15 protein-coding genes are annotated in these 20,462 nt (G+C 36.1%); 10 read left to right on the forward strand and 5 right to left on the reverse strand.

Translation table 11 applies throughout. The features are described from left to right. Nucleotides 1-218 precede the first annotated feature (218 nt). A complete protein-coding gene (locus LS684_RS07115; RefSeq protein WP_267930379.1) occupies nucleotides 219-1,097 on the forward strand; it encodes an NAD(P)-dependent oxidoreductase in 879 nt (292 codons plus the stop codon). Between the two features lie 63 nt (nucleotides 1,098-1,160). Continuing rightward, a complete protein-coding gene (locus LS684_RS07120) occupies nucleotides 1,161-1,337 on the forward strand; it encodes a hypothetical protein (RefSeq protein ID WP_233810923.1) in 177 nt (58 codons plus the stop codon). 49 nt (nucleotides 1,338-1,386) lie between these two features. Here the strand turns inward: LS684_RS07120 and LS684_RS07125 are convergent, their stop codons facing one another. After that, nucleotides 1,387-2,535, reverse strand: a complete 1,149-nt coding sequence (locus LS684_RS07125) for an aminotransferase A (RefSeq protein WP_233810924.1) — start codon at nucleotides 2,533-2,535, stop codon at nucleotides 1,387-1,389. Nucleotides 2,536-2,758: 223 nt separating this feature from the next. On the opposite strand from LS684_RS07125, the gene LS684_RS07130 reads away from it, so the two are divergent. Then, complete coding sequence (locus LS684_RS07130) at nucleotides 2,759-3,289, forward strand: RDD family protein (RefSeq protein ID WP_233810925.1); 531 nt, start codon at nucleotides 2,759-2,761, stop codon at nucleotides 3,287-3,289. 250 nt (nucleotides 3,290-3,539) lie between these two features. On the opposite strand, the gene LS684_RS07135 is transcribed toward LS684_RS07130, so the two are convergent. Together LS684_RS07135 and LS684_RS07140 are read right to left on the reverse strand one after the other, a co-directional pair. Then, nucleotides 3,540-4,526: a GGDEF domain-containing protein gene (locus LS684_RS07135; protein ID WP_233810926.1), complete on the reverse strand. Its 987-nt coding sequence runs from the start codon at nucleotides 4,524-4,526 to the stop codon at nucleotides 3,540-3,542. A 165-nt stretch (nucleotides 4,527-4,691) separates the two neighbouring features. Continuing rightward, nucleotides 4,692-5,282 (reverse strand): TetR/AcrR family transcriptional regulator, encoded by a 591-nt coding sequence (locus tag LS684_RS07140; protein ID WP_233810927.1) that lies wholly within the window; start codon nucleotides 5,280-5,282, stop codon nucleotides 4,692-4,694. Between the two features lie 497 nt (nucleotides 5,283-5,779). On the opposite strand from LS684_RS07140, the gene LS684_RS07145 reads away from it, so the two are divergent. After that, entirely contained in the window at nucleotides 5,780-7,114 is a 1,335-nt protein-coding gene (locus tag LS684_RS07145) for an MFS transporter (protein WP_233810928.1), read from the forward strand. A gap of 611 nt (nucleotides 7,115-7,725) precedes the next feature. Continuing rightward, nucleotides 7,726-8,631 carry a chemotaxis protein gene (locus LS684_RS07150; RefSeq protein WP_233810929.1) on the forward strand — a complete coding sequence of 302 codons (906 nt, stop codon included), beginning with the start codon at nucleotides 7,726-7,728 and terminating at the stop codon, nucleotides 8,629-8,631. A gap of 55 nt (nucleotides 8,632-8,686) precedes the next feature. Here LS684_RS07150 and LS684_RS07155 read toward each other — a convergent pair whose 3' ends face one another. Then, nucleotides 8,687-9,148, reverse strand: a complete 462-nt coding sequence (locus LS684_RS07155; protein ID WP_233810930.1) for a YkyB family protein — start codon at nucleotides 9,146-9,148, stop codon at nucleotides 8,687-8,689. A gap of 153 nt (nucleotides 9,149-9,301) precedes the next feature. Beyond that, nucleotides 9,302-9,796: a L,D-transpeptidase family protein gene (locus tag LS684_RS07160; RefSeq protein ID WP_233810931.1), complete on the reverse strand. Its 495-nt coding sequence runs from the start codon at nucleotides 9,794-9,796 to the stop codon at nucleotides 9,302-9,304. 177 nt (nucleotides 9,797-9,973) lie between these two features. Between LS684_RS07160 and ppx the strand changes: the two genes are divergently transcribed. The 5 genes from ppx to LS684_RS07185 all read left to right on the forward strand — a co-directional run bounded on the left by ppx (nucleotide 9,974) and on the right by LS684_RS07185 (nucleotide 19,997). Further along, nucleotides 9,974-11,518 (forward strand): exopolyphosphatase, encoded by a 1,545-nt coding sequence (gene ppx, locus LS684_RS07165; protein WP_233810932.1) that lies wholly within the window; start codon nucleotides 9,974-9,976, stop codon nucleotides 11,516-11,518. A 154-nt stretch (nucleotides 11,519-11,672) separates the two neighbouring features. Further along, nucleotides 11,673-13,784: an RNA degradosome polyphosphate kinase gene (locus tag LS684_RS07170; protein WP_233810933.1), complete on the forward strand. Its 2,112-nt coding sequence runs from the start codon at nucleotides 11,673-11,675 to the stop codon at nucleotides 13,782-13,784. Nucleotides 13,785-14,050: 266 nt separating this feature from the next. Continuing rightward, on the forward strand, nucleotides 14,051-14,509 hold the full coding sequence (locus tag LS684_RS07175; RefSeq protein WP_233810934.1) for a MarR family winged helix-turn-helix transcriptional regulator: 459 nt from the start codon (nucleotides 14,051-14,053) through the stop codon (nucleotides 14,507-14,509). Then, nucleotides 14,506-17,634 (forward strand): MMPL/RND family transporter, encoded by a 3,129-nt coding sequence (locus tag LS684_RS07180; protein WP_233810935.1) that lies wholly within the window; start codon nucleotides 14,506-14,508, stop codon nucleotides 17,632-17,634. Before LS684_RS07175 ends, LS684_RS07180 begins: the two co-directional genes overlap by 4 nt. 260 nt (nucleotides 17,635-17,894) lie before the next feature. Next, the gene (locus LS684_RS07185; RefSeq protein ID WP_233810936.1) at nucleotides 17,895-19,997 is read left to right on the forward strand and encodes a sensor domain-containing protein; all 2,103 of its coding nucleotides are present in this window, start codon (nucleotides 17,895-17,897) and stop codon (nucleotides 19,995-19,997) included. The last annotated feature ends 465 nt before the right edge of the window (nucleotides 19,998-20,462 follow it).

The raw sequence follows: 20,462 nt of genomic DNA on the forward strand, positions 1-20,462 counted from the left end.
AGCAAATTAGGGAATATTAATAAATGTGCATGCAATTGGAGTGAAATGGACTAAGGACTGGAGCTTAGTCCCTTTTTTTGTGGAAAAAAGGATGTAGGACTTCCCTTTAACGAAGGGGATATGAAAAAAATTCCTAATCATAAGAACAGTTAATGGTTTTCTAATGAAGCTATTAGAATTAAGATAGATACTAGAAGATAAGCGAGAGGAGAATTGAATTGGTACAAACGAAACAAAATACGACTATTGGGTTTATCGGAACAGGTGTTATGGGGAAAAGCATGGTAAATAACTTGATAGAGGCAGGTTACCCACTCGTTATTTATTCACGAACAAAGACCAAGGCTGAATCCTTAATTGAGCAAGGAGCTAAATGGGTTCAATCTCCTAAAGAAGTGGCTGAAAGAGCGAATGTAATTATTACGATTGTAGGGTATCCTTCTGATGTAGAAGAAATTTATTTAGGGGAAAACGGACTCTTAGAAAATGGAAGAAAAGGAACATACATGATAGATATGACAACATCTACTCCTACACTTGCGAAGAAAATATATCTTGAAGCCGCCCAAAAGCAAATTCATGCTCTTGATGCACCTGTTTCTGGTGGAGATATTGGTGCAAGAGAGGCTCGTCTTTCCATTATGGTAGGGGGAGAAAAGGAACATTTTGAAGCTGTCTCTCCTGTATTTGAAGCATTAGGCACAAACATAGTATATCAAGGAGAGGCTGGAGCAGGTCAGCACACGAAGATGTGTAATCAAATTGCAATTGCCTCTAATATGATAGGGGTGTGTGAAGCAATTGTTTATGCTGAAAAGGCGGGATTATATCCAGAGACTGTCTTGAAGAGTATTTCATCAGGTGCAGCTGGAAGTTGGTCACTATCGAATCTAGCTCCACGAATGATTGAAGATAACTTTGAGCCTGGCTTTTATATCAAACACTTTATTAAGGACATGACGATTGCACTAGCTGAAGCAGAAGCGATGGGAATGGATACACCAGGGTTAGCATTGGCTCAATCATTGTACACGCGGTTAGCACAAGCTGGAGAAGAAAATAGTGGAACTCAGGCATTATATAAATATTGGAAATAAATAACTTGGATAAAATGTACCTCCTTTAAGAAAATAAGAGAGTATCAAAAAGGAGGCATAATAATGGCAAAACGAACGAATAAAAATGATCCACAACAAAAAAATAAAAAAGGCTTTGATTCAGCTGTTTTAAATGAAGAGTTTGCTCATGAAGTGGGTAGTGCAGCAGCAAACAAAATGCATAAGGATAAAGCCAAAAAAGAAAAATCTTCTAAAAATAATGGTGAGTATACAAGCTAAAATGAGAGCCCCCATGTTAAGGATATTCCTTTACATGGGGGCGTTTTTATTATGCTTTTTGTAAATAATCTTCTATTCTGTCTAATCCTTCTTTTAATGTTTCAAGAGAATAAGCAAAAGATAAGCGGAAATATCCTTCTCCATATGCAGAAAAAGCACTCCCCGGAACAACGGCTACCTTTGCCTTCTCAACTAGCTCAAGTGCAAAATCGAATGAGCTTAATGTATCGTTTGGGAGCTTAACAAAAAAGTAAAAAGCTCCATCTGGTTTAACGACTTCTAACCCCATTTGTATCAAACGATGATAAACATACTCTCTACGTTTAGCATATTCGACTTTCATTGGAAGAGCATCATCTTTTCCAGCTGTTAATGCTTGTAGGGCGGCCATTTGAGCAATTGATGTCGCACAAGTGACATTGTATTGGTGGACCTTTAGTATATGCTTAGTTAAATAGGCAGGAGCATATAGGAATCCAATTCTCCACCCTGTCATCGAATGTGATTTGGAAAGTCCATTAATGACAATCGTTTGATCTCTTAAATTGGCAGCAATGGAATGATGAAGTCGGTCATAGATCAATTCACTATAAATCTCATCAGCTAACACAAAGATGTCTTTGCCTTTTACAAGGTCTGCAATCTCGCCAAGTTCTTCAGCTGTTAAACTGACACCAGTTGGATTAGATGGATACGGTATGACAACACATCGAGTATTTGGTGAAAGATGTGCTTTTATTACTTCAGCTGTCATCCGAAATTGGCTATTTCTAATATCAGCTATTACAGGCTTTGCACCACAAAGATGAATAATCGGTTCATAGCCGGGATAAACAGGTCCTGGAAGAATAACTTCATCACCTTCAGTAAGAATCGTTCGAAAAGTGATGTCAATTGCCTCGCTTGCACCAGCTGTAACAATAATTTCGGATGAAGGGTCATATTGAAGCCGATATTTTTCGTTTACGAATTGGCATGCTGCTTCTCGTAAACGAATATCACCCGCATTATGTGTATATGTAGTGAAGTTTTGATCTATTGCTTGTTTACCTGCTTCTTTTACATGTAACGGAGTCGGGAAATCTGGCTGACCGATTGTTAGAGAAATCATATCTTTTGTGTCGGCAACCATATTAAAGAATTTCCGAATCCCAGAGATTTCAATTTGTTTTACCTTTTTATTTATTAAATGTTCCAACTTCTTCAGCCTCCTAGTTGTCCTATTTTAACATAATCAAGCGAAGATGATGAAGGAGCAATTATTATTGAGTGTACAGCATTAGTAATAAATGCCTGCTCTTTTTTAGATAAAAAAGGATTAAAATAAGACATTATTGGGTCCTACTGGTTATTAAAGTTTGGTAAAATAAGAAATGTAGCTTTTATTCTATCTATTTTTGATTGTAAACTAGGAGGTAATTATGCAGACAGCTTATGAGCAAGAGGGTTATGAAGGTCAAAAGTATGCAGGCTTTTGGGTGAGATTTGGAGCGTATTTAATTGATTCTATAATAATAGGAATTCCTTTAACGATCATTACGCTCATTATTTTTGGAGTCTTTTTTGGTGCCTCTGGTACCCTTGACATGATCATTGCAGACCCAAACCTTGAACAAGAAATGTCAGATGCGGAAGTAATGGCAGTTCTAGGGTCGTATTTAGGTGCACTAGTTGTAACTGTATTAGTGAATCTAATAATAACAGTTCTCTACTACGCTGGCTTACATGCGTCTAAATGGCAAGGTACGGTTGGAAAGAAACTTCTTGGTCTAAAGGTAATGGATAAAAATGGCCTTAAAATCTCATTTTGGCGGGGGCTTGGACGATATTTAGCTATGGCATTTTTGTCCTCTATTTTCTTCATTGGTTATATTATGGCTGGTTTTACAGATAAGAAGCAAGCATTGCATGATCTTATTGCAGGAACGGTCGTAGTTAAGTCTAGGTCATAATTAAAGACATCTAAAAGGTTGTTGTTTAGACTAAGTAAGATTCCCTCTTCATACGAAGGCTATGCGATTGAAAAGAAGGGACGAAAGACGCCTGAGGGAGCAGTGGGAAAGGTGAGACTTCAAAGGCGAAGCCGATGATACTCCCCGTACTCCTTGCGTCAAGCCAGTATCCTGGAGCAGAAAACTGCCCATCTTTCAAAAGTAACTTGAGTATGAAAACAGCTTAATTAAAAAAGAGTTGCCTTTATGTTCACACACATGAAAGGCAACTCTTCTTTTCATTATTAATATTATTATGTACAAAGCAGCTATTGGCTTGTTGCTTACAGATTTTTTTCAATCGTGTGGCTTCCTCGCTAATTTCATCAACGGTTGAAAATGTTCTAGCTTCATTTGTTACTACTGCAATTGAAATGGAACAAAGCGGTGTTTCTTCAAGCTCGCCTTTTCGGTTGGGGACGAGAATATGGCCTTTATTCAGGTCTTCATCAGAATAGAATTGAGAGGTGACTTGTGTGAATTCCATAATAATCGAGTCACATATTGCATTATATTCATAATGAGGAAGGATAGCAATAAAGTCATCTCCTCCAATATGACCAACGAATGCCTTCTCCTTTTGTTTTAATAGTACATATTTATTTAAGATATTTGCTGTTTCTCTAATGAGGTCATCTCCCTTAGAGAAACCATATACATCGTTGAATCCTTTAAAATGATCTAGGTCGGCGTATAAAATTGTATAGTGGCTCAGCTTGAGAGCTTCGATCACTTTTTCTTTAATAAGTGTATTTCCTGGCAATCCGGTTAAAGGGTTTGTATGCCGAGCTATCAGTACTTGTTCCTCAGCAATTTTTATTAGTAAGTTTTTAATATTTACGATTCCAATGACTTCTCGGTTTTTTTCGACAATAATATAGTCATAAAGGTCATCTTGTTTCCGATTCATTGCAAGAGAGCTAACCTCTGTAATGGGAGTATAGTAATCAACTATTAATGGATTTTCGGTCATAAGAAGCTCTACTTGTCTCCCCATATAGACATCAAATCCATATTTAGAGGATAGCTTATGATAGAACTTGGTCTTCATCACGAGTCCAATGGGTCGATCGTCATCAAGAACGACGATTCCTTCTATTAATGGTGAATGTTCGAAGATTTCATATATTTCTGAACTTTTATGATTCGATTGGACGAACGGAACCTCTTCGGCAATGTCACCTATATAGCTAATCATAATAACCTCTCCTTTAACTATACAAACGGACCTTAATGATATAATACTTATTTCCTATTTTACTATAGTCTAGTAAAAAACATTGTTAAAAAAATGTAAAAGTTAATAAGAAAGAGGTTTCAGATATTTAGGTGAATTATTTCTTGCTATACTTAGTGATTTATTTCAGTTATCAACTTTTATTAATTCAAGAAAAGGGGCTAATATATCTAGAATTACCTCAGTAAAGGGTATATCTTCAGCGCCACTAGCCCAAGAAAGTAAGCTACCTAAATACGTATTAGTTAGAGTAGTAGCAAGCTGACTGGAATCCATCTTTGAGGAAAATTCTCCTTTTATCTGACCATCCTGTATGATTGTTCTTATTGTGACATGGAATTGATTATAGGGGGTTGCTTCATGAATTGTTAATGAAGGTCGAGAATATAATAGTTGAAATATAGATAGAGCTACTTTTTTTCCGTATTTGTCCATTTGTTCGGATATTCGACGGAAGAGAATAATTAATGCTTCTATAGCTGATTGGTGTGTAGCGTTTTCTGCAAATTGATTGATGGATTGAAGCTGGGATATTCTTATTTCTAAGAGAATGGATTCTTTTGAGGGATAATAATTGAAGAAGGTACCCTTAGCCACTCCTGCTTGATCGGTGATTTGCTGGACGGTCGTTTCTTGGAATCCTTGTTTTTTAAAAAGTTCAATTGAAGTGTTGAATAGGAGGTTTTTCGTTTGTTGTTTCTTCTTCTGTCGAAGCATATGCGTTTCCACCTTTCTAAACATTCTGATGTTTATGATGAGTTGTTGCTGACATAAGTTCGTTTCATTCCGCTCCAGCCACTTATTTTCCTCAGGGAGCAAGTCATGCCACCTCGGCTTCGCCTGTTATGGGTTTGACTATTCCTCATTATCTCGCAATAGAACAGTGATTTCCGCTTCATTGCACTAAGGTTATTAGAATTTTCATATGTTGGATGCTATTGCCGATTAATGCATTGACTTTTCCGATATTTATTCGTTCCATTGAGCTGTAGACCTTTGCTTTCCTTGGGGATAATTCAATCATCAGTGCGTTTCTACTATTTAAGAATATAAGTAAAAACGCATAAATATTATTATAACACAATATTCTGAAAATTACACTGGTTATTGTTACAGTATTTCGACTATTTTTTTGTTAATTCATTGTAAAATTAGAGGATAATCATTATCAGGGAGGGAATATATACTTTCAGTTTAAAAAAGGAGTTGAAGCGATGGATCCGCAGAATGCACAGGTGAATCATAACAACGAACAACGCAAAGGGTTGAGTCTTTATTTTACTCTGCCAATAATGTCATGGGCTTTATATGATTTTGCTAATACGATATTTTCTTCTAACATTAATACCATTTTCTTTCCGTTCTATTTGCAAGAAACGATTGGTGAGAATGAAGTGTTAAACCAAATTGCAAGCACCTTTCTTTCTTATGCTAATGCAATAGCTAGTTTCTTCCTCGTTATTTTTTCCCCTTTATTTGGTGTTCTTATTGATCGTACAGGAAGGAAAAAGAAATACATTGTCATTTTCACAACTATCTCGGTACTATCTATTGTTTTAATGGGTGTTTTTGCTGAGAGTAGTTTGAATGCAAACGTATTTGGACTGCCATTATATTTATTACTAGTTATATTTTGTTTTATTATTGCGAAGTTCTTCTTTCATTCTAGCCTAGTGTTTTACGACTCTATGATTTCTGATCTTGGAACGAAACAAGAAATTCCGTTAATTTCTGGATTTGGGGTAGCTGTAGGATATATCGGCACGTTAGTTGGCTTATCTGTGTATCCATTTGTTGGTGATGATGGTTTCCATGAAGCGTTTATTCCTACTGCCCTACTCTTTTTCGTTTTCTCTCTGCCATTGTTCTTTTTTGTAAAAGACCAACCGGTTCAATCCGTTAACAAGAAAAGTGGTTCATTTCTTTCAGGGTACAAAGAAATTAGTAAAACATTTAAAGAAATGAGAGCTTATAAGTCCATCTTTACATTTATGATTGCATACTTCTTTCTAAATGACGCAATAGCAACAACCATTGCAATGATGGCTGTATATGCAAAGACAATCGTAGGGTTCTCAACAGGGAAATTTATTTTGCTTTACCTTGTATCTACAGTATCAAGTATCATTGGGTCGTTTGTTTTTGGCTTGATTACGAAAAAAGTAGGGTCGAATAGAGCGGTAAAATATGTGGGAATCTTGCTTTTAGTAGCGTTAATTATCGCAACGTTTGCTGTAAATGAGTTCATGTTCTGGGTAGCTGGAAGTATGTTTGGAATCGCATTAGGATCCATGTGGGTGACAACTAGAACATACATCGTAGAACTTACCCCAGAAGATAAACGGGGGCAATTCTTTGGATTATTTGCATTCTCAGGAAAAGTATCTTCTATTATTGGTCCTTTGCTTTATGGAAGTATAACTTTAGCGTTTGCAAGCTATGGGAATATTGCTAGTCGTTTAGCACTTGGTTCGTTAATTATCCTAACATTAATTGGTCTTATCATACACTCACGAATTAAGTCAGAAGAAGCGATTGATTCATTCTAAAATGGAAAAAAGATTTTTTCAATATGGAGACTATCGCCCGCTGGAAGCTTACATTACAAACAGAAAGCTCAAGACGCTGTTTTGACCATCATTTTTTAAAAATAAAAATGGAATGGTTAGAGTTTGTCTATATTCTGAAGAGGCTGGGACATTGGTATTTCAGTCAATGGTATATCCGAACGATCAGGAGTTAACTCCTTATACTCGTTCGGATATTTTTGTTTGATCGGAAAACAAATTTTTAAAAAATAGTGGAATGGAGCGGAAGACACTCGACTACTAAGGGAAATAGAGGAAAGGCTGAGACACCAAAGCGCAGCGAAGAGGCTCAGAATTCTCCCCGCGGAAAGCGAGTGTCTGTAGCGCAGGTGAAATGAACTTGATTTTACAACCAAAATATTAATAAAAGTCATTGTTCGTCTTTGAGAAGTAGTCATTTAGTTATGTCCCAGCCTCTTTTCATACTTTAGAAGGAGAAGATTAACGTACCATCCTTATTATGATAGGGCAAGTCTACTACAATTCACGAAATCTTATAAAAAACGTTTAAGAAAATATACTTATTCATGATATAGTAATCATATATTCTTATGATAGGAAGGGCGAACCATATGGAAACTAATAAGGGTATTTTGCTAGAAAGCGGAACAAATGAACTCGAAATTGTCGAATTTGGAATAGGTAAAAATAAATTTGGAATAAATGTAATTAAAGTTAAAGAAATCATTAATCCTGTCCCAATCATCCAAATCCCTCATGCTCATAGGAATGTAGAAGGAATCATCGAGCTTAGAGGGGAAGTTTTGCCAGTTGTAAACGTGGCGACAGCTTTAGGATTCCCACCATCTGAACATCCCGAGCAGGATAAATTTATTGTAGCTGAATTTAACAAGCAAAAAATCGTTTTTCATGTGCATACTGTTACGCAAATTCACCGAATTTCTTGGGATCAGATAGAAAAACCTTCAGAGATGTACCAAGGGGTAGATAGCCAGATCATTGGAGTTATTAAATTGCACGGAGAAATGATTCTGTTACTTGACTTTGAAAAGATTGTGGTTGAAATTAATCCAGACTCAGGGATTAATGTTCAACAAGTAAAGAAGCTAGGGAAAAGAGAGCGCTCAAACAAACGCTTGGTCGTGGCAGAAGATTCACCATTATTACGCAAACTATTACATGATACTCTATCTGAAGCAGGCTTTCAATATCTTGAATTCTTTGAAAACGGACGAGATGCATTGAACTATTTAGAGAGCTTAGCAGCTTCTGGTAAAGTGATTGAAAATGAAGTTCAGCTCGTTATTACAGATATTGAAATGCCGCAAATGGATGGACATCACTTAACGAAGAGAATTAAAGACCATACGGGGCTTTCTAAATTACCAGTTATCATCTTCTCATCATTAATTACAGATGATCTACGTCATAAAGGGCAGATGGTAGGGGCAAATGCACAAGTGAGTAAGCCAGAAATTGCCGAATTAGTTCTTCTAATTGATGAACATATATTATAAATTATTGATCGATACAAAAAAGCTAGGAAGTATATGCTCCTAGCTTTTTGTATGATTAAAAGTAACTTTCCCCTAATTTTTTAAAAACAGGCTTTTCGTATTTTGATTTTTGTCCCTTTGGCTTTTCATGCCATTCTTTTTCACCCGTATAAGAGAGAAGTAACTTCTTTGCTTGATTCAGAGAAATAGTAGCTTTAGGGTTTCGAACGAGGTGATCTAATTTCCCAAGGTGTGGCAATATCTCAAAATCGCCTTTAGACGGTGGAAGATGAAATGAATATGCTCCACATTCTATTAATACATCTGATTGCTGTTGGCTAAATTTGGGGTTGCTTGAAAAATGAAGACCTACCTTTTTTGCTTTCCCTTCTCTAATAAGCTTTAGGAGAGCAGATTGTTTTAACTTATATAAGAATTTAGGGTTGGGAGCAGTTTTCGCATGCTTGTTCACGATGAAGATGGCTTGCGAGAGGTTTTCAACAGTTGGATTTAGTTGAGGAGACCTATTGGAATTCAATCGAATTACTCCTTTCTATGTAGTTAATTACATTTGTTCCATTATACCCTTTTTCAATGGAAAATAAAAAGGCTTTCCTGTAATATCCATTACATTAAATGAAAGATAAAAAGATACCATTTCTGAGAATGACCAAAATATGAATTTGATTCCCTAAGGATTAATGGACACATACGTACCATTTGGAACGATACTTGCTAGCTCTAATACATCTTTGTTATACATTCGTACACATCCTTGAGATACCGCTTTTCCAATAGAAGAAGGATTATTTGTCCCATGAATACCATACCCTACCTTTGAAAGAGTTAACCACATAGAACCAAATGGCCCTCCAGGATTTGGTTCACGATTAACGACAACAAATTGCCCAACCGGGGTACGCGTTAACATTTTCCCAATAGCAATTGGGAATTTTTTTATAGGTGTATTATTTTTATACAAGGTTAATATGCGCTGATTAAGGGAAATAGTTATTCTGTATGGGATGGATTGTGGATCGGGAAGTCCTGGAATCGTTATACTTTGACCTGGATAGATTAAATTAGGGTTAATATTTGGATTTGAAGTTAATAATTGTTGTAAGGTACGCCGATAATTTCTAGCAATGAGACTTAATGTTTCTCCTGTTTGAACGATATGATTCAATGAAATCACCCCTATAAGAAGTTCTATTCAGTTAAATATATGCCACCTTCCTCTGTTGAATTCATTTTTAACTACTTCATGACATTGTAATAAAAGATTGATTTTTTTTCTTGAGAATTTGTACAGGTTCCTACTAAAATAAATAAAAACGATTATTTGCTATTGAAGGAGATTGAGATGCTAGAGAAGACACCCCCTAAATGGGCAATTATTGATATTGGATCGAACACGATTCGCCTAGTTATTTATGAAAAAGTATTTGGAACATATAAAGAGGCAGAAAATATTAAGGCTGTTGCAAGGCTTAGAGAGTATTTAAATGAAGGTGAAATCCTTGAAGAGGAAGGAATTCAAGTATTATTAAAGGTATTAGCAGGTTTCAAAGATATTATTAAGTTCCATCAAATCAATAGCGTTAAATGTGTTGCTACGGCAACGATTAGACAATCTCGTAATCAAAAATCAATCTTAGAAAAAGTTAACACGGAAACAGGGTTTAACATTCAAATCCTCTCAGAGCAAGAGGAAGCTTATTACGGTTATTATGCTATCATCCATACCACACCTATTGAAGAAGGTGTTACGATTGATATAGGTGGAGGTAGTACAGAAATCACGTATTTTAAAGACCGTAAAATAGTGCATTCCCATAGCTTTCCATTTGGTGTGGTTTCTTTAAAAGAACGATTTTTTCAAGGGAGCGATACAGAGTTAGAAAACCATGCTAAATTAAATGAATTTATCAAGGCTTCCTTGAATCAACTACCTTGGTTAAAGGACGTTGGTGCACCAATTGTAGCAATTGGAGGAAGTGCACGTAATATCGCCCAGGTTCATCAAAATTTGATAAATTATCAAGTGGCTGGTATTCATCAGTATCAAATGACTAATCAACAGTTAAAAGAAACAAAGGAATTCTTGTTCGGATTAAATATTGAGGAATTACAAAAGCTAGAGGGGTTGTCAAAAGACCGTTCGGATATTATATTGCCAGCTGTAGAGGTGTTTGTCCAGTTGTGTGACTTCGCAGCTTCTCAACTATTTATGGTTAGTCGAAAAGGACTTAGAGATGGGTTGTTTTTAAACGAAATTGATCAAGACCAGCTTCTCCCCACAACTAAGCAAATTATTGACAAAAGCATAAATGAGCTAATGTTAGCCTATGGTATTGACTGTTCTCATTCTAAGTATGTGGAACAACTTTCAACTATGCTATTTAATGAGCTACAGCTATTTTGCAATCATAATCATTCTAAAGAACTGTTAGAAGATATTAAAAGAAGCTCCTATGTATATTATTTAGGGGAGTATGTGGATTCTGATGCAAGTAGTCAGCATACTTTTTACTTGTTAGCCAATACCTCTATTAATGGGTTGGTTCATAAAAAAAGAGTACGTTTAGCATTAATGGCGTCATTTAAGAATAAGAATTTCTTAAAATACTATTTGTCCTCGTTACCTGATTGGTTTAGCAAAGAAGAAGTATATGAAATTAGGATAGCTGGAGCTTTAATTAAGTTTGCATCTGCATTGGATGCGTCCAAGAGAGAAATTGTAAAGAATATTCGAATGGTTGTCCATCCGAATGGAGAAGAATTAACTTTCCATATAGAGTGCACTGGTAATTTCTTTGTAGAGCAATATGAAGGGGAGAAACATGTCAGACAGCTTGAAAAAGCGTTAAAACGTTCCATTCATTTGAAATTTTACACTAATAAGTAATAAGGGAAGAGAAGGAAAATCCTTCTCTTCCATCGAATTTAGCATACATGGAAGCATAGCGTAGTACTTCTCAATATGAAACTTTACATAAAATTAACATCGTTATCAATATAGGTCTGATAACATTAGGTTGTAGAAATATGTAGAAAAAAGGGTGGATAAAGTGAGTGCAAAGATAGATTTTAGCCTTCCTTCCTATTACAACAATCGCGAATTAAGTTGGCTCGCTTTTAATGAAAGAGTACTAGAAGAGGCGTTAGATAAAAGAAATCCTTTATTAGAACGCCTAAAGTTTTTGGCGATATTTAGTTCAAATTTAGATGAATTTTTTATGGTACGGGTTGCGGGCTTAAAAGACCAAGTTAAGGCAGGCTTTAATAAGCCGGAGAATAAAGCAGGAATGACGCCAAAACGGCAGATAGCAGAAATCTCAAAGAAAGCTCACGAACTAGTTGATATTCAATGTGACACATTGAAAAATGTCATCTTGCCGAGTCTCGAAACAGAACATGTTTTTTTACGAAATCTTAATAAGCTAGATGATACACAGCTTTCTTTTCTAGAACAATATTTTGAGGATCAAATTTTCCCAGTTCTAACTCCGATGGCTATTGATGCCTATCGTCCATTTCCGATGCTGCTTAACAAAAGCTTAAATATCGCCGTTAAAATAGAAGGGGATATGGATGCAGATGGGGAAACAAAGCGGTTAGCAATTGTTCAGGTCCCAGCTGGAGTTCTGGATCGTTTTATTGAGTTACCATCAATCGCTCCCCAGTCATGTTATGTACTATTAGAAGATATCATTTGCTACTTTATCGAGAAGTTATTTAACGGGTTTAATGTGTTATCCGTAACTCAATTCCGGATTACAAGAAATGCCGATTTAACCATTCATGAAGAAGGCGCACGTGATCTTTTATTAGAAATAGAAAAGGAACTTAAGAAGCGAAAATGGGGTGCGGCAGTTAGGCTTGAAATTCGCGATGAAGGCTTCGATGAAGATGTATTCGAGTATTTGCTAGATGAGCTGGAAATCACAGAAAATGATACGTATCGTATTAGTGGTCCTTTGGACTTAACCTTCCTCTTTTCCTTCTATAAGACACTTTCTAAGAAGAGAGAAGACCTTGTATACCAAGTATTTATTCCACAGCCTCCAATAGATATGGATTTAGATGAGGATCTTTTTAGTACGGCATTAAAGGAGGATCTATTCTTCCATCATCCATTTGAATCATTTCAACCTGTAATTGACTTTGTTTCTGAAGCTGCAGATGATCCGAATGTGTTAGCTATTAAACAAACTCTTTATCGTGTAAGTGGTGATTCTCCGGTAATTGAGGCGTTGAAGCGAGCGGCTGAAAACGGAAAGCAGGTTACCGTCTTAGTCGAACTTAAAGCTCGATTCGATGAAGAGAACAATGTCCAATGGGCTAAAGAATTAGAAAAAGCAGGCTGCCATGTAATTTACGGAATGACGCATTTAAAAACTCATAGTAAGATTACACTCGTTGTAAGGCGTAAACATGGTAAAATTGAGCGATTTGTTCATTTAGGTACAGGAAATTACAATGATCAAACAGCTAAAATTTATACAGATATGGGATATATTACGTCAAAGCGAAAATTCGGAATTGACGCAACTAACTTCTTCAATTATTTAAGCGGATTCACTAAAAAACCTGAATATCACCATTTAGTTGTGGCTCCATTCGATATACGAGGAGAATTTATTCGACTCGTCGATGAAGAAATAAGCTATCATAAAAAATATGGGAATGGCCATATCATTGCCAAAATGAACTCACTAACTGACAAAGAATTAATCATGAAGCTTTACGAAGCTTCAAGTGCAGGAGTGAAAATTGAGTTAATAGTTCGTGGGATTTGTTGTTTACGTCCAGGTATACCAAAGGTAAGTGAGAATATTCGAGTAATTAGCATTGTAGGTAGATTCCTAGAACATAGCAGAATCTATTATTTCCATCATAATGGTGAAGAGAAAATCTATTTATCTTCTGCAGACCTCATGACGAGAAATATGGAAAAACGAGTAGAGATTCTTTTCCCTATTTTTGAAGCTTCATTAAAGAAGAGATTAAAACATGTGTTTCATTTACAACTAAATGATAATCAAAAAGCACGGGAGCAAGATGCAAATGGAATTTATTCCTATGTCACTGATGGTGTAAAAGATCTTTCTATAAGTAGCCAAAATCAATTAATGGCAGAAGCATATACTTTAAGGGAAGATGAAGAATAATTGAAAATCTATTCTAATTTAACTCCTTTCCAAGACTGTAGACACGCGAATTTGTTCGTCTACAGTCTTTTTTTGTTGGTAGAAAAAGCGAGTAGGGAAAGCAGTCGATTTATTCCCTAATCAACAGACCTAAGAGAATGTGTACGAATATCACACGAATACCTTCTTAATAACCAATAAAAAGTGTAAAAGCTGCTAAACTAATTGACAGGAGAGCTAGTTTCCTAATATAGTTTATGGTGTGAACTATTAACGAGGTGAATTAATTGGATCCAATAAAATTAAAGCAATTAATCAAACGATATGAAGATGTCTATTTATTTGCAACAAAAAATATTTCAACGATGATATCAGAGGAATTGTCGGAGTTATCATTGGAACAGTTTGCTGTTTTGAGGCATTTGTCGCTAAAAGGAACTATGCGTGCAACAGATTTAGCCGGTTTTTTCTGCGTGAATAAGAGCGCAATAACTGCCAAAATCGATCGGTTGGTAACAAGGGGTTTTGTTGAAAGAGTACGCGATGATGAGGATAGAAGAACCGTTTTTATTAAAATCACGAAGGAAGGGGAGGAAGCCTACTTAAAGGGTGAGGGGAAAATTGAAGAGTTTGTTTCCTCTTACTTAGAAGAGCTTCAAGAAGAAGAAATTGAATCATTTCTAACTATTTATGAAAAGATTCTACACATCATTGATAAAAGGCAAAAGGGGAGAGGGAAAAATTGAGGAATATTGTAAAATTTCGGTGGATTGTACTGATTGTTTGGATAGCTGCTGCAATAGGCATAGCTATTAGCGCTCCGAACATGGAGCAGCTTGTTAGAGATAAAGGACAAATAACTGTACCAGAAGGATATCCGTCTACAATCGCAAATAAAATCATTTCAGAGCATAATCCTAAAGAACAAGATAGTGAAGCAGTAGTAATTGTTTTTAATAAGGAAAAAGGATTCACTGAAAATCAGTTAAGTCAAGTAAAGCAAACGGTTGAGCAACTTAACAACCAGAAAAGTGAGCTTGGTATCGTTGAAATCACAACGCATTTTGATGAAATAGAGCTGAAAGAACAGCTCGTTAGTGATAATAATGAAACAATTTTAGTTTTACTTGACGTGAAAACAGTGGGCAAAGAAGTTTCAGTGATTCGTGAAGGACTTCAGCAAGTTATTGAGTCAGATGATTTTGAGGCTTATATGACTGGTAATTTATTCATTAGTGAGGATGTAATTATCAGCTCTCAAAATGGGTTGAAGAAAACGGAGATTATCACACTTGTATTCATCTTAGTCGTGCTCGTACTTGTGTTTAGATCAGTGGTAGCACCTATAATCCCACTGGTGGCTGTAGGGATAACCTATATTACAAGTCAATCAATTGTTGCTTACCTGGTTGAATATTTCAATTTTCCACTGTCAAACTTTACACAAATATTTTTAGTGGCAGTTTTGTTTGGGATTGGAACTGATTACTGTATTTTACTTCTTAGTCGTTTTAAAGAAGAGCTTACATCACAGGACGATATACAGCAGGCCATTATTCAAACCTATAAAACTTCTGGTAAAACTGTAATTTATAGTGGATTAGCTGTATTAGTAGGATTTGCTTCGATTGGACTTGCGACTTTTAAGCTTTATCAGTCAGCAGCTGCTGTGGCAATAGGGGTAGCTGTCCTCTTAGTCGCTTTAATGACGATAGTTCCATTTTTTATGGCGACACTTGGGAAGAAGCTATTTTGGCCTATAAGAGGAGATATTTCACATCCTCAAAGCAAGCTTTGGGGATTAGCTGGACACTTATCGATTAATCGTCCATTTATCACGTTATTAATTGTAGCAATCATCATTGTTCCTTTATTAATTAAGCATGATGGATCACTTTCATTTAATTCATTAGACGAGATTGGGGATAGTTACGATTCTGTTAAAGGGTTTAATATTATTTCTGACAGCTTCGGTCCAGGGGAATCCTTACCTGCTAAAGTTGTCATTGAAAATGATGAATCCATGAAAAGCAGCGAATACTTAACTCTAATTGAAAAAGTAAGTCGTGAGATTGCGAAAATAGATGAAGTGGATAAAGTTAGAAGTGCTACTCGGCCAATTGGGGAAGAAGTAAATGAGCTATTTGTTTCCAGTCAAGTAGATGAGTTAAAGAATGGATTATCCAAAGGAAATGACGGAATTTCAGAAATTAAAGAAGGACTTGGAACGGCTGCCTCTTCTTTAAAAGACTCGAAGCCAGAAGTCGATCAAGCAATTTCAGGTGTTGGGGAGCTTGTAGATGGTACGAACCAACTAAATGATGGGGTAGGAGAGCTTAAGAATGGGCTAATTCAGATTGAGTCTGGGCTAAGAGATGGAACGATGGGAATTTCCCAATTAAAAGAAGGTTTAGCATATGCAAAGTCTGAGGCAACAAAACTAAGCCAAGGAATGGCAGAAATGTCAGTTGGAATAACAAATGCAGCTACTAGTTTAACTAGCTTAGTAGGAGAATACAATAATTTAGAAGGTGGCTTATTACAGGCGCAGTCTACATTACTTGCCCTTCAAGACCCACTTAATCAATTGAAAAATGATCCGGATTATACAGGACTTAAGGAAGACCCTAACTTCCAAACAATTGAGGGAGGAATTCTTGGGGTAAATGAATCGCTACCAGAGCTTTCTATGGGAATGAAAACCCTTAATGAAAGCTTGACTTTGTTAACATCTGAGCTATCTAAGGCAAGTAAAGGTATGGAGCAGCTCTCGAGTGGGCAAATTGCATTAGTTAAAGGTTTTGATGAGTTTATTTCTGGAGCTGGAGAGCTTGAAAAAGGGTTTGCACAAGCGGCTGCAGGACAAGGTGAAGTGATTTTGGAACTACCGGCTGTTCAAAGAGGTCTTGGTGAGCTTGCGACTGGTCAAATTGAACTTAAGAATGGGGTAAGTGATCTAGTTTCCCAATTAGATACGCTTGAGTCAGGCTTAACTGCAAGTGCAGAGGGCCTAGGGGAAATAGAAGGAGGTTTACTTTCTGCAACAGATTACTTAGGTCAATTAGCAGAAGCAGATGATCAAGAGATGTCCGGATTCTATATTCCGGAAGAAGTGCTAAAAAGTGAGGAATTCCAAAAAATATTTGACGTCTATATTTCTGAAGATGGAAAAATGACGACCTTAGATATCGTATTAAAAGTAAATCCATATTCAAATGAGGCACTTTATAAAATTGAGGATATCAGAGATGCGGTTACTAGAGCGGTAGATGACACGAAACTTGAAAATGCGAAACTGGGGATTTCTGGTGTGACGAGTATGTATAATGACCTCCAAAACATATCTGATGCCGACTATTCACGTACAGTCATATTTATGCTAGTTGGAATTGGGATCATATTAATCATTTTATTGAAATCTTTGATTATGCCGATCTATATTCTAGCTTCACTTGTTATGACCTATTTCTCCTCAGTAGCTATTACTGAATTAATCTTTGTAAATATGTTAGGATACCCAGGAGTTAACTGGGCTGTACCATTTTTCGGATTTGTTATCTTAATGGCATTAGGTGTCGATTATTCCATTTTCTTAATGGATCGTTTTAATGAGTACCGAGAGATGAAGGTAGAACAAGCAATGATGATATCAATGAAAAATATGGGGACAGTTATTATGTCTGCTGTGGTCATATTAGCGGGTACATTCGCCGCCATGCTTCCGTCAGGCGTATTATCTCTATTGCAGATTGCCACATTAGTGTTATCAGGATTATTGCTATATGCACTAATTGTCTTGCCTCTCTTTATTCCTGTAATGGTAAAAATATTTGGCAGAGCTAATTGGTGGCCATTTTATCATCATAAATAACAAAAATAAACTCATCGATTTCTGTTGGAATTCGATGAGTTTTTATTTCTTAGAAATTGAAAAGAAATCAAAAAGATTAAACATAAAAACATATGTAAAATGAGCAAATCCGATTATAATAGAGTTCATAAGAACCAAAAAAGTAGGTACATAGTCTTTCGATAAATAAAAATCAAGACTATCTTTTTTGGGTGATTTGTGCGAATATTGTAATAATATAAGACGAACGACTACATTAGATAATGCATAAGGATGATTGGATGGAGAATTTAACTGAAATCTTCTCAAAAGAGAATGATAATCGAAAAACGAGTAAAACGATTGAAAGTATCATTTTTAATATCATATTTAAGCATGTGCAAGATTTGGTATTTATAATGAAAGTAGAGGAAGGACCGAGCTTTCGTTATATCTTTGCCAATGAGGCGGCGTGTAAGCATGCTGGATTGAACAAGAGCTTCGTAGGTAAGACTCTTGAAGAAGTGATGCCTTTTGATCGTGCACTGCCTATTCAATTAGAATATGAAAAAGCACTAAAATCTAAGAAGTATACAGCATTTTTTGATGAATTTCCAACCTCATCTGGAAAAGTAATCTATGGACAATCTAATTTAACCCCTGTTCAGGATGAAGAAGGGGTTACAAGGTATATTGTCTCTGTAACAAGGGATATTACTGAATCGATTTCGGAAAATAAACGACTAATAGAAAGTGAACAGCGTTATCGATCAATTGTTGATCATAACTTAGACGGGATTTTTTCCGTCGATTTACATGGAGATATATTAGAAGTCAATCCAGCAGGGCAAGTATTAACAGGCTACTCAAGTGTCCAGCTAACCAATCGTTCCTTTTTACAATTCATTCATGAAAAGGACCACGCTCATTTTCAAGCAATCTTTGATAAAACCAAACGAGGTTATCCTTTAGAAACATTGGATTGTCGGTTTATTCATCGTAAAGGATTTCAATTGCTATTGCAGATAAAGACGGTCCCAATTGTCATAAATACAGAAATTCAAGGGATTTATGTCATTTTACGAGATATATCCGAACAAGCGAAAAGTGCGGAAACAATTAAATATATGGCTTTTCATGATCAGCTAACGGGTCTATTGAACCGAAGAGCGTTAATTGAGGACATTACCGAGCAAATATCTATTTCCAAGCAGAACAGGACTGAGTTTGCCCTTCTTTCCATAGACCTTGATCGATTTAAGCAGTTAAATGATACACTCGGACATTTAGCAGGGGATGAAATATTAAAAAAAGTGGCTGAACGCCTGATAGAAGTAAATTATGAGAACTGCAAAATTTATAGACAAGGTGGAGACGAGTTTATTATTTTATTGCAGCAATCGAATCGCCCTGATGCAGGCAAGTATGCGCAAAGCATCCTTTCTCAATTTAAGCATTCTTTTTACTTGAATTCTCATGAATATTACATCACACCTAGTATAGGAATTAGTCTATATCCCAATGACGGAAAAGAAGCTGATACTCTTATCCAAAAAGCAGATGAAGCACTATTTCGTGTAAAAGAAAAAGGAAAAGCCCATTTTCAATTTTATTGCGCAGAAGGAAGTTCATTACTTGTAAATGTTATTACGCTTGAAACTCATTTGAGAAAAGCGATAGAACGTCAGGAGCTTTCCCTATATTATCAGCCACAAATTGATTTGGAAACAGACGAAATTAGTAGCTTTGAAGCTTTAATACGCTGGCATAACCAGGAATTAGGGTTCATATCTCCTGTTGAATTCATCCCACTTGCTGAAGATACAGGTTTGATCATCCCTATTGGAAATTGGGTAATTGAAACAGCATGTAAACAAATATATAATTGGACGGAAATAGGGAAGAAAGAAGTGAGGATTGCTATTAATATTTCCCCAAGACAATTTCAACAGCCAGCCTTCGTTCAAGTAATCCGAGATTCAATAAAGAAATATGGAATCAAACCGAGTTTATTAGAAATTGAGATTACTGAAGGAGCTATGCAGGATACAGCTGAGGCGATTCCCATATTAAATGATTTAAAAAAGCTAGGAGTTACCATAGCGGTAGATGATTTTGGAACTGGATATTCATCATTAAATTACATTAAGCAATTCCCAATAGACGTATTGAAGATTGACCAGTCGTTTGTGAAGGACGTTCTATTAAATGAAAAAGACCAAGCGATTACAACGACCATAATCCATTTAGCTAATAGTTTAGGAATGGAGGTTATCGCAGAAGGGGTTGAAGAGGCAGAGCAAGTAGAATTTCTTAAAAGAACAAATTGTCATAAAGCTCAAGGATATTATTTTTCAAAACCATTTTCAGCAGAAGATATAACAGCAAAGTACTTTCCAAAATGACATCAATTGGATTGAAATAGAAATATAAGTTTCATGATGTGAAAAGAGGGAAATCATTGAAGGATCATAACGAGGGTAGCGCCCTCTCCGTGGGAAATTCCCTTCACTTCTATTCCTCTATTCGAGCGTTAAATAAATTACCAAATTCAATGTTATTCGAGTTTATCAACTAGATGCTGGGACAAACGTATTTCAGTCAATGGTATATCCGAACGATCAGGAATTATTTCCTTTTACTCGTTCGGGTATTTTTGTTTGTTCGGAAAGCAAATTTTTTAAAATAGTGGAATGGAGCGGAAGACACTCGAATACTAAGGGAAATAGAGGATAGGCTGAGACACCAAAGCGCAGCGAGGAGGCTGAGATTTCTACCCACGGAAAGCTAGTGTCTGCAGCGCAGGTGAAATGAACTTGTTTTTATAACCAAAATATTTAAATAAGCCATTGTTCGTCTTTGAGAAGGAG

This window comes from Cytobacillus spongiae, assembly GCF_021390075.1.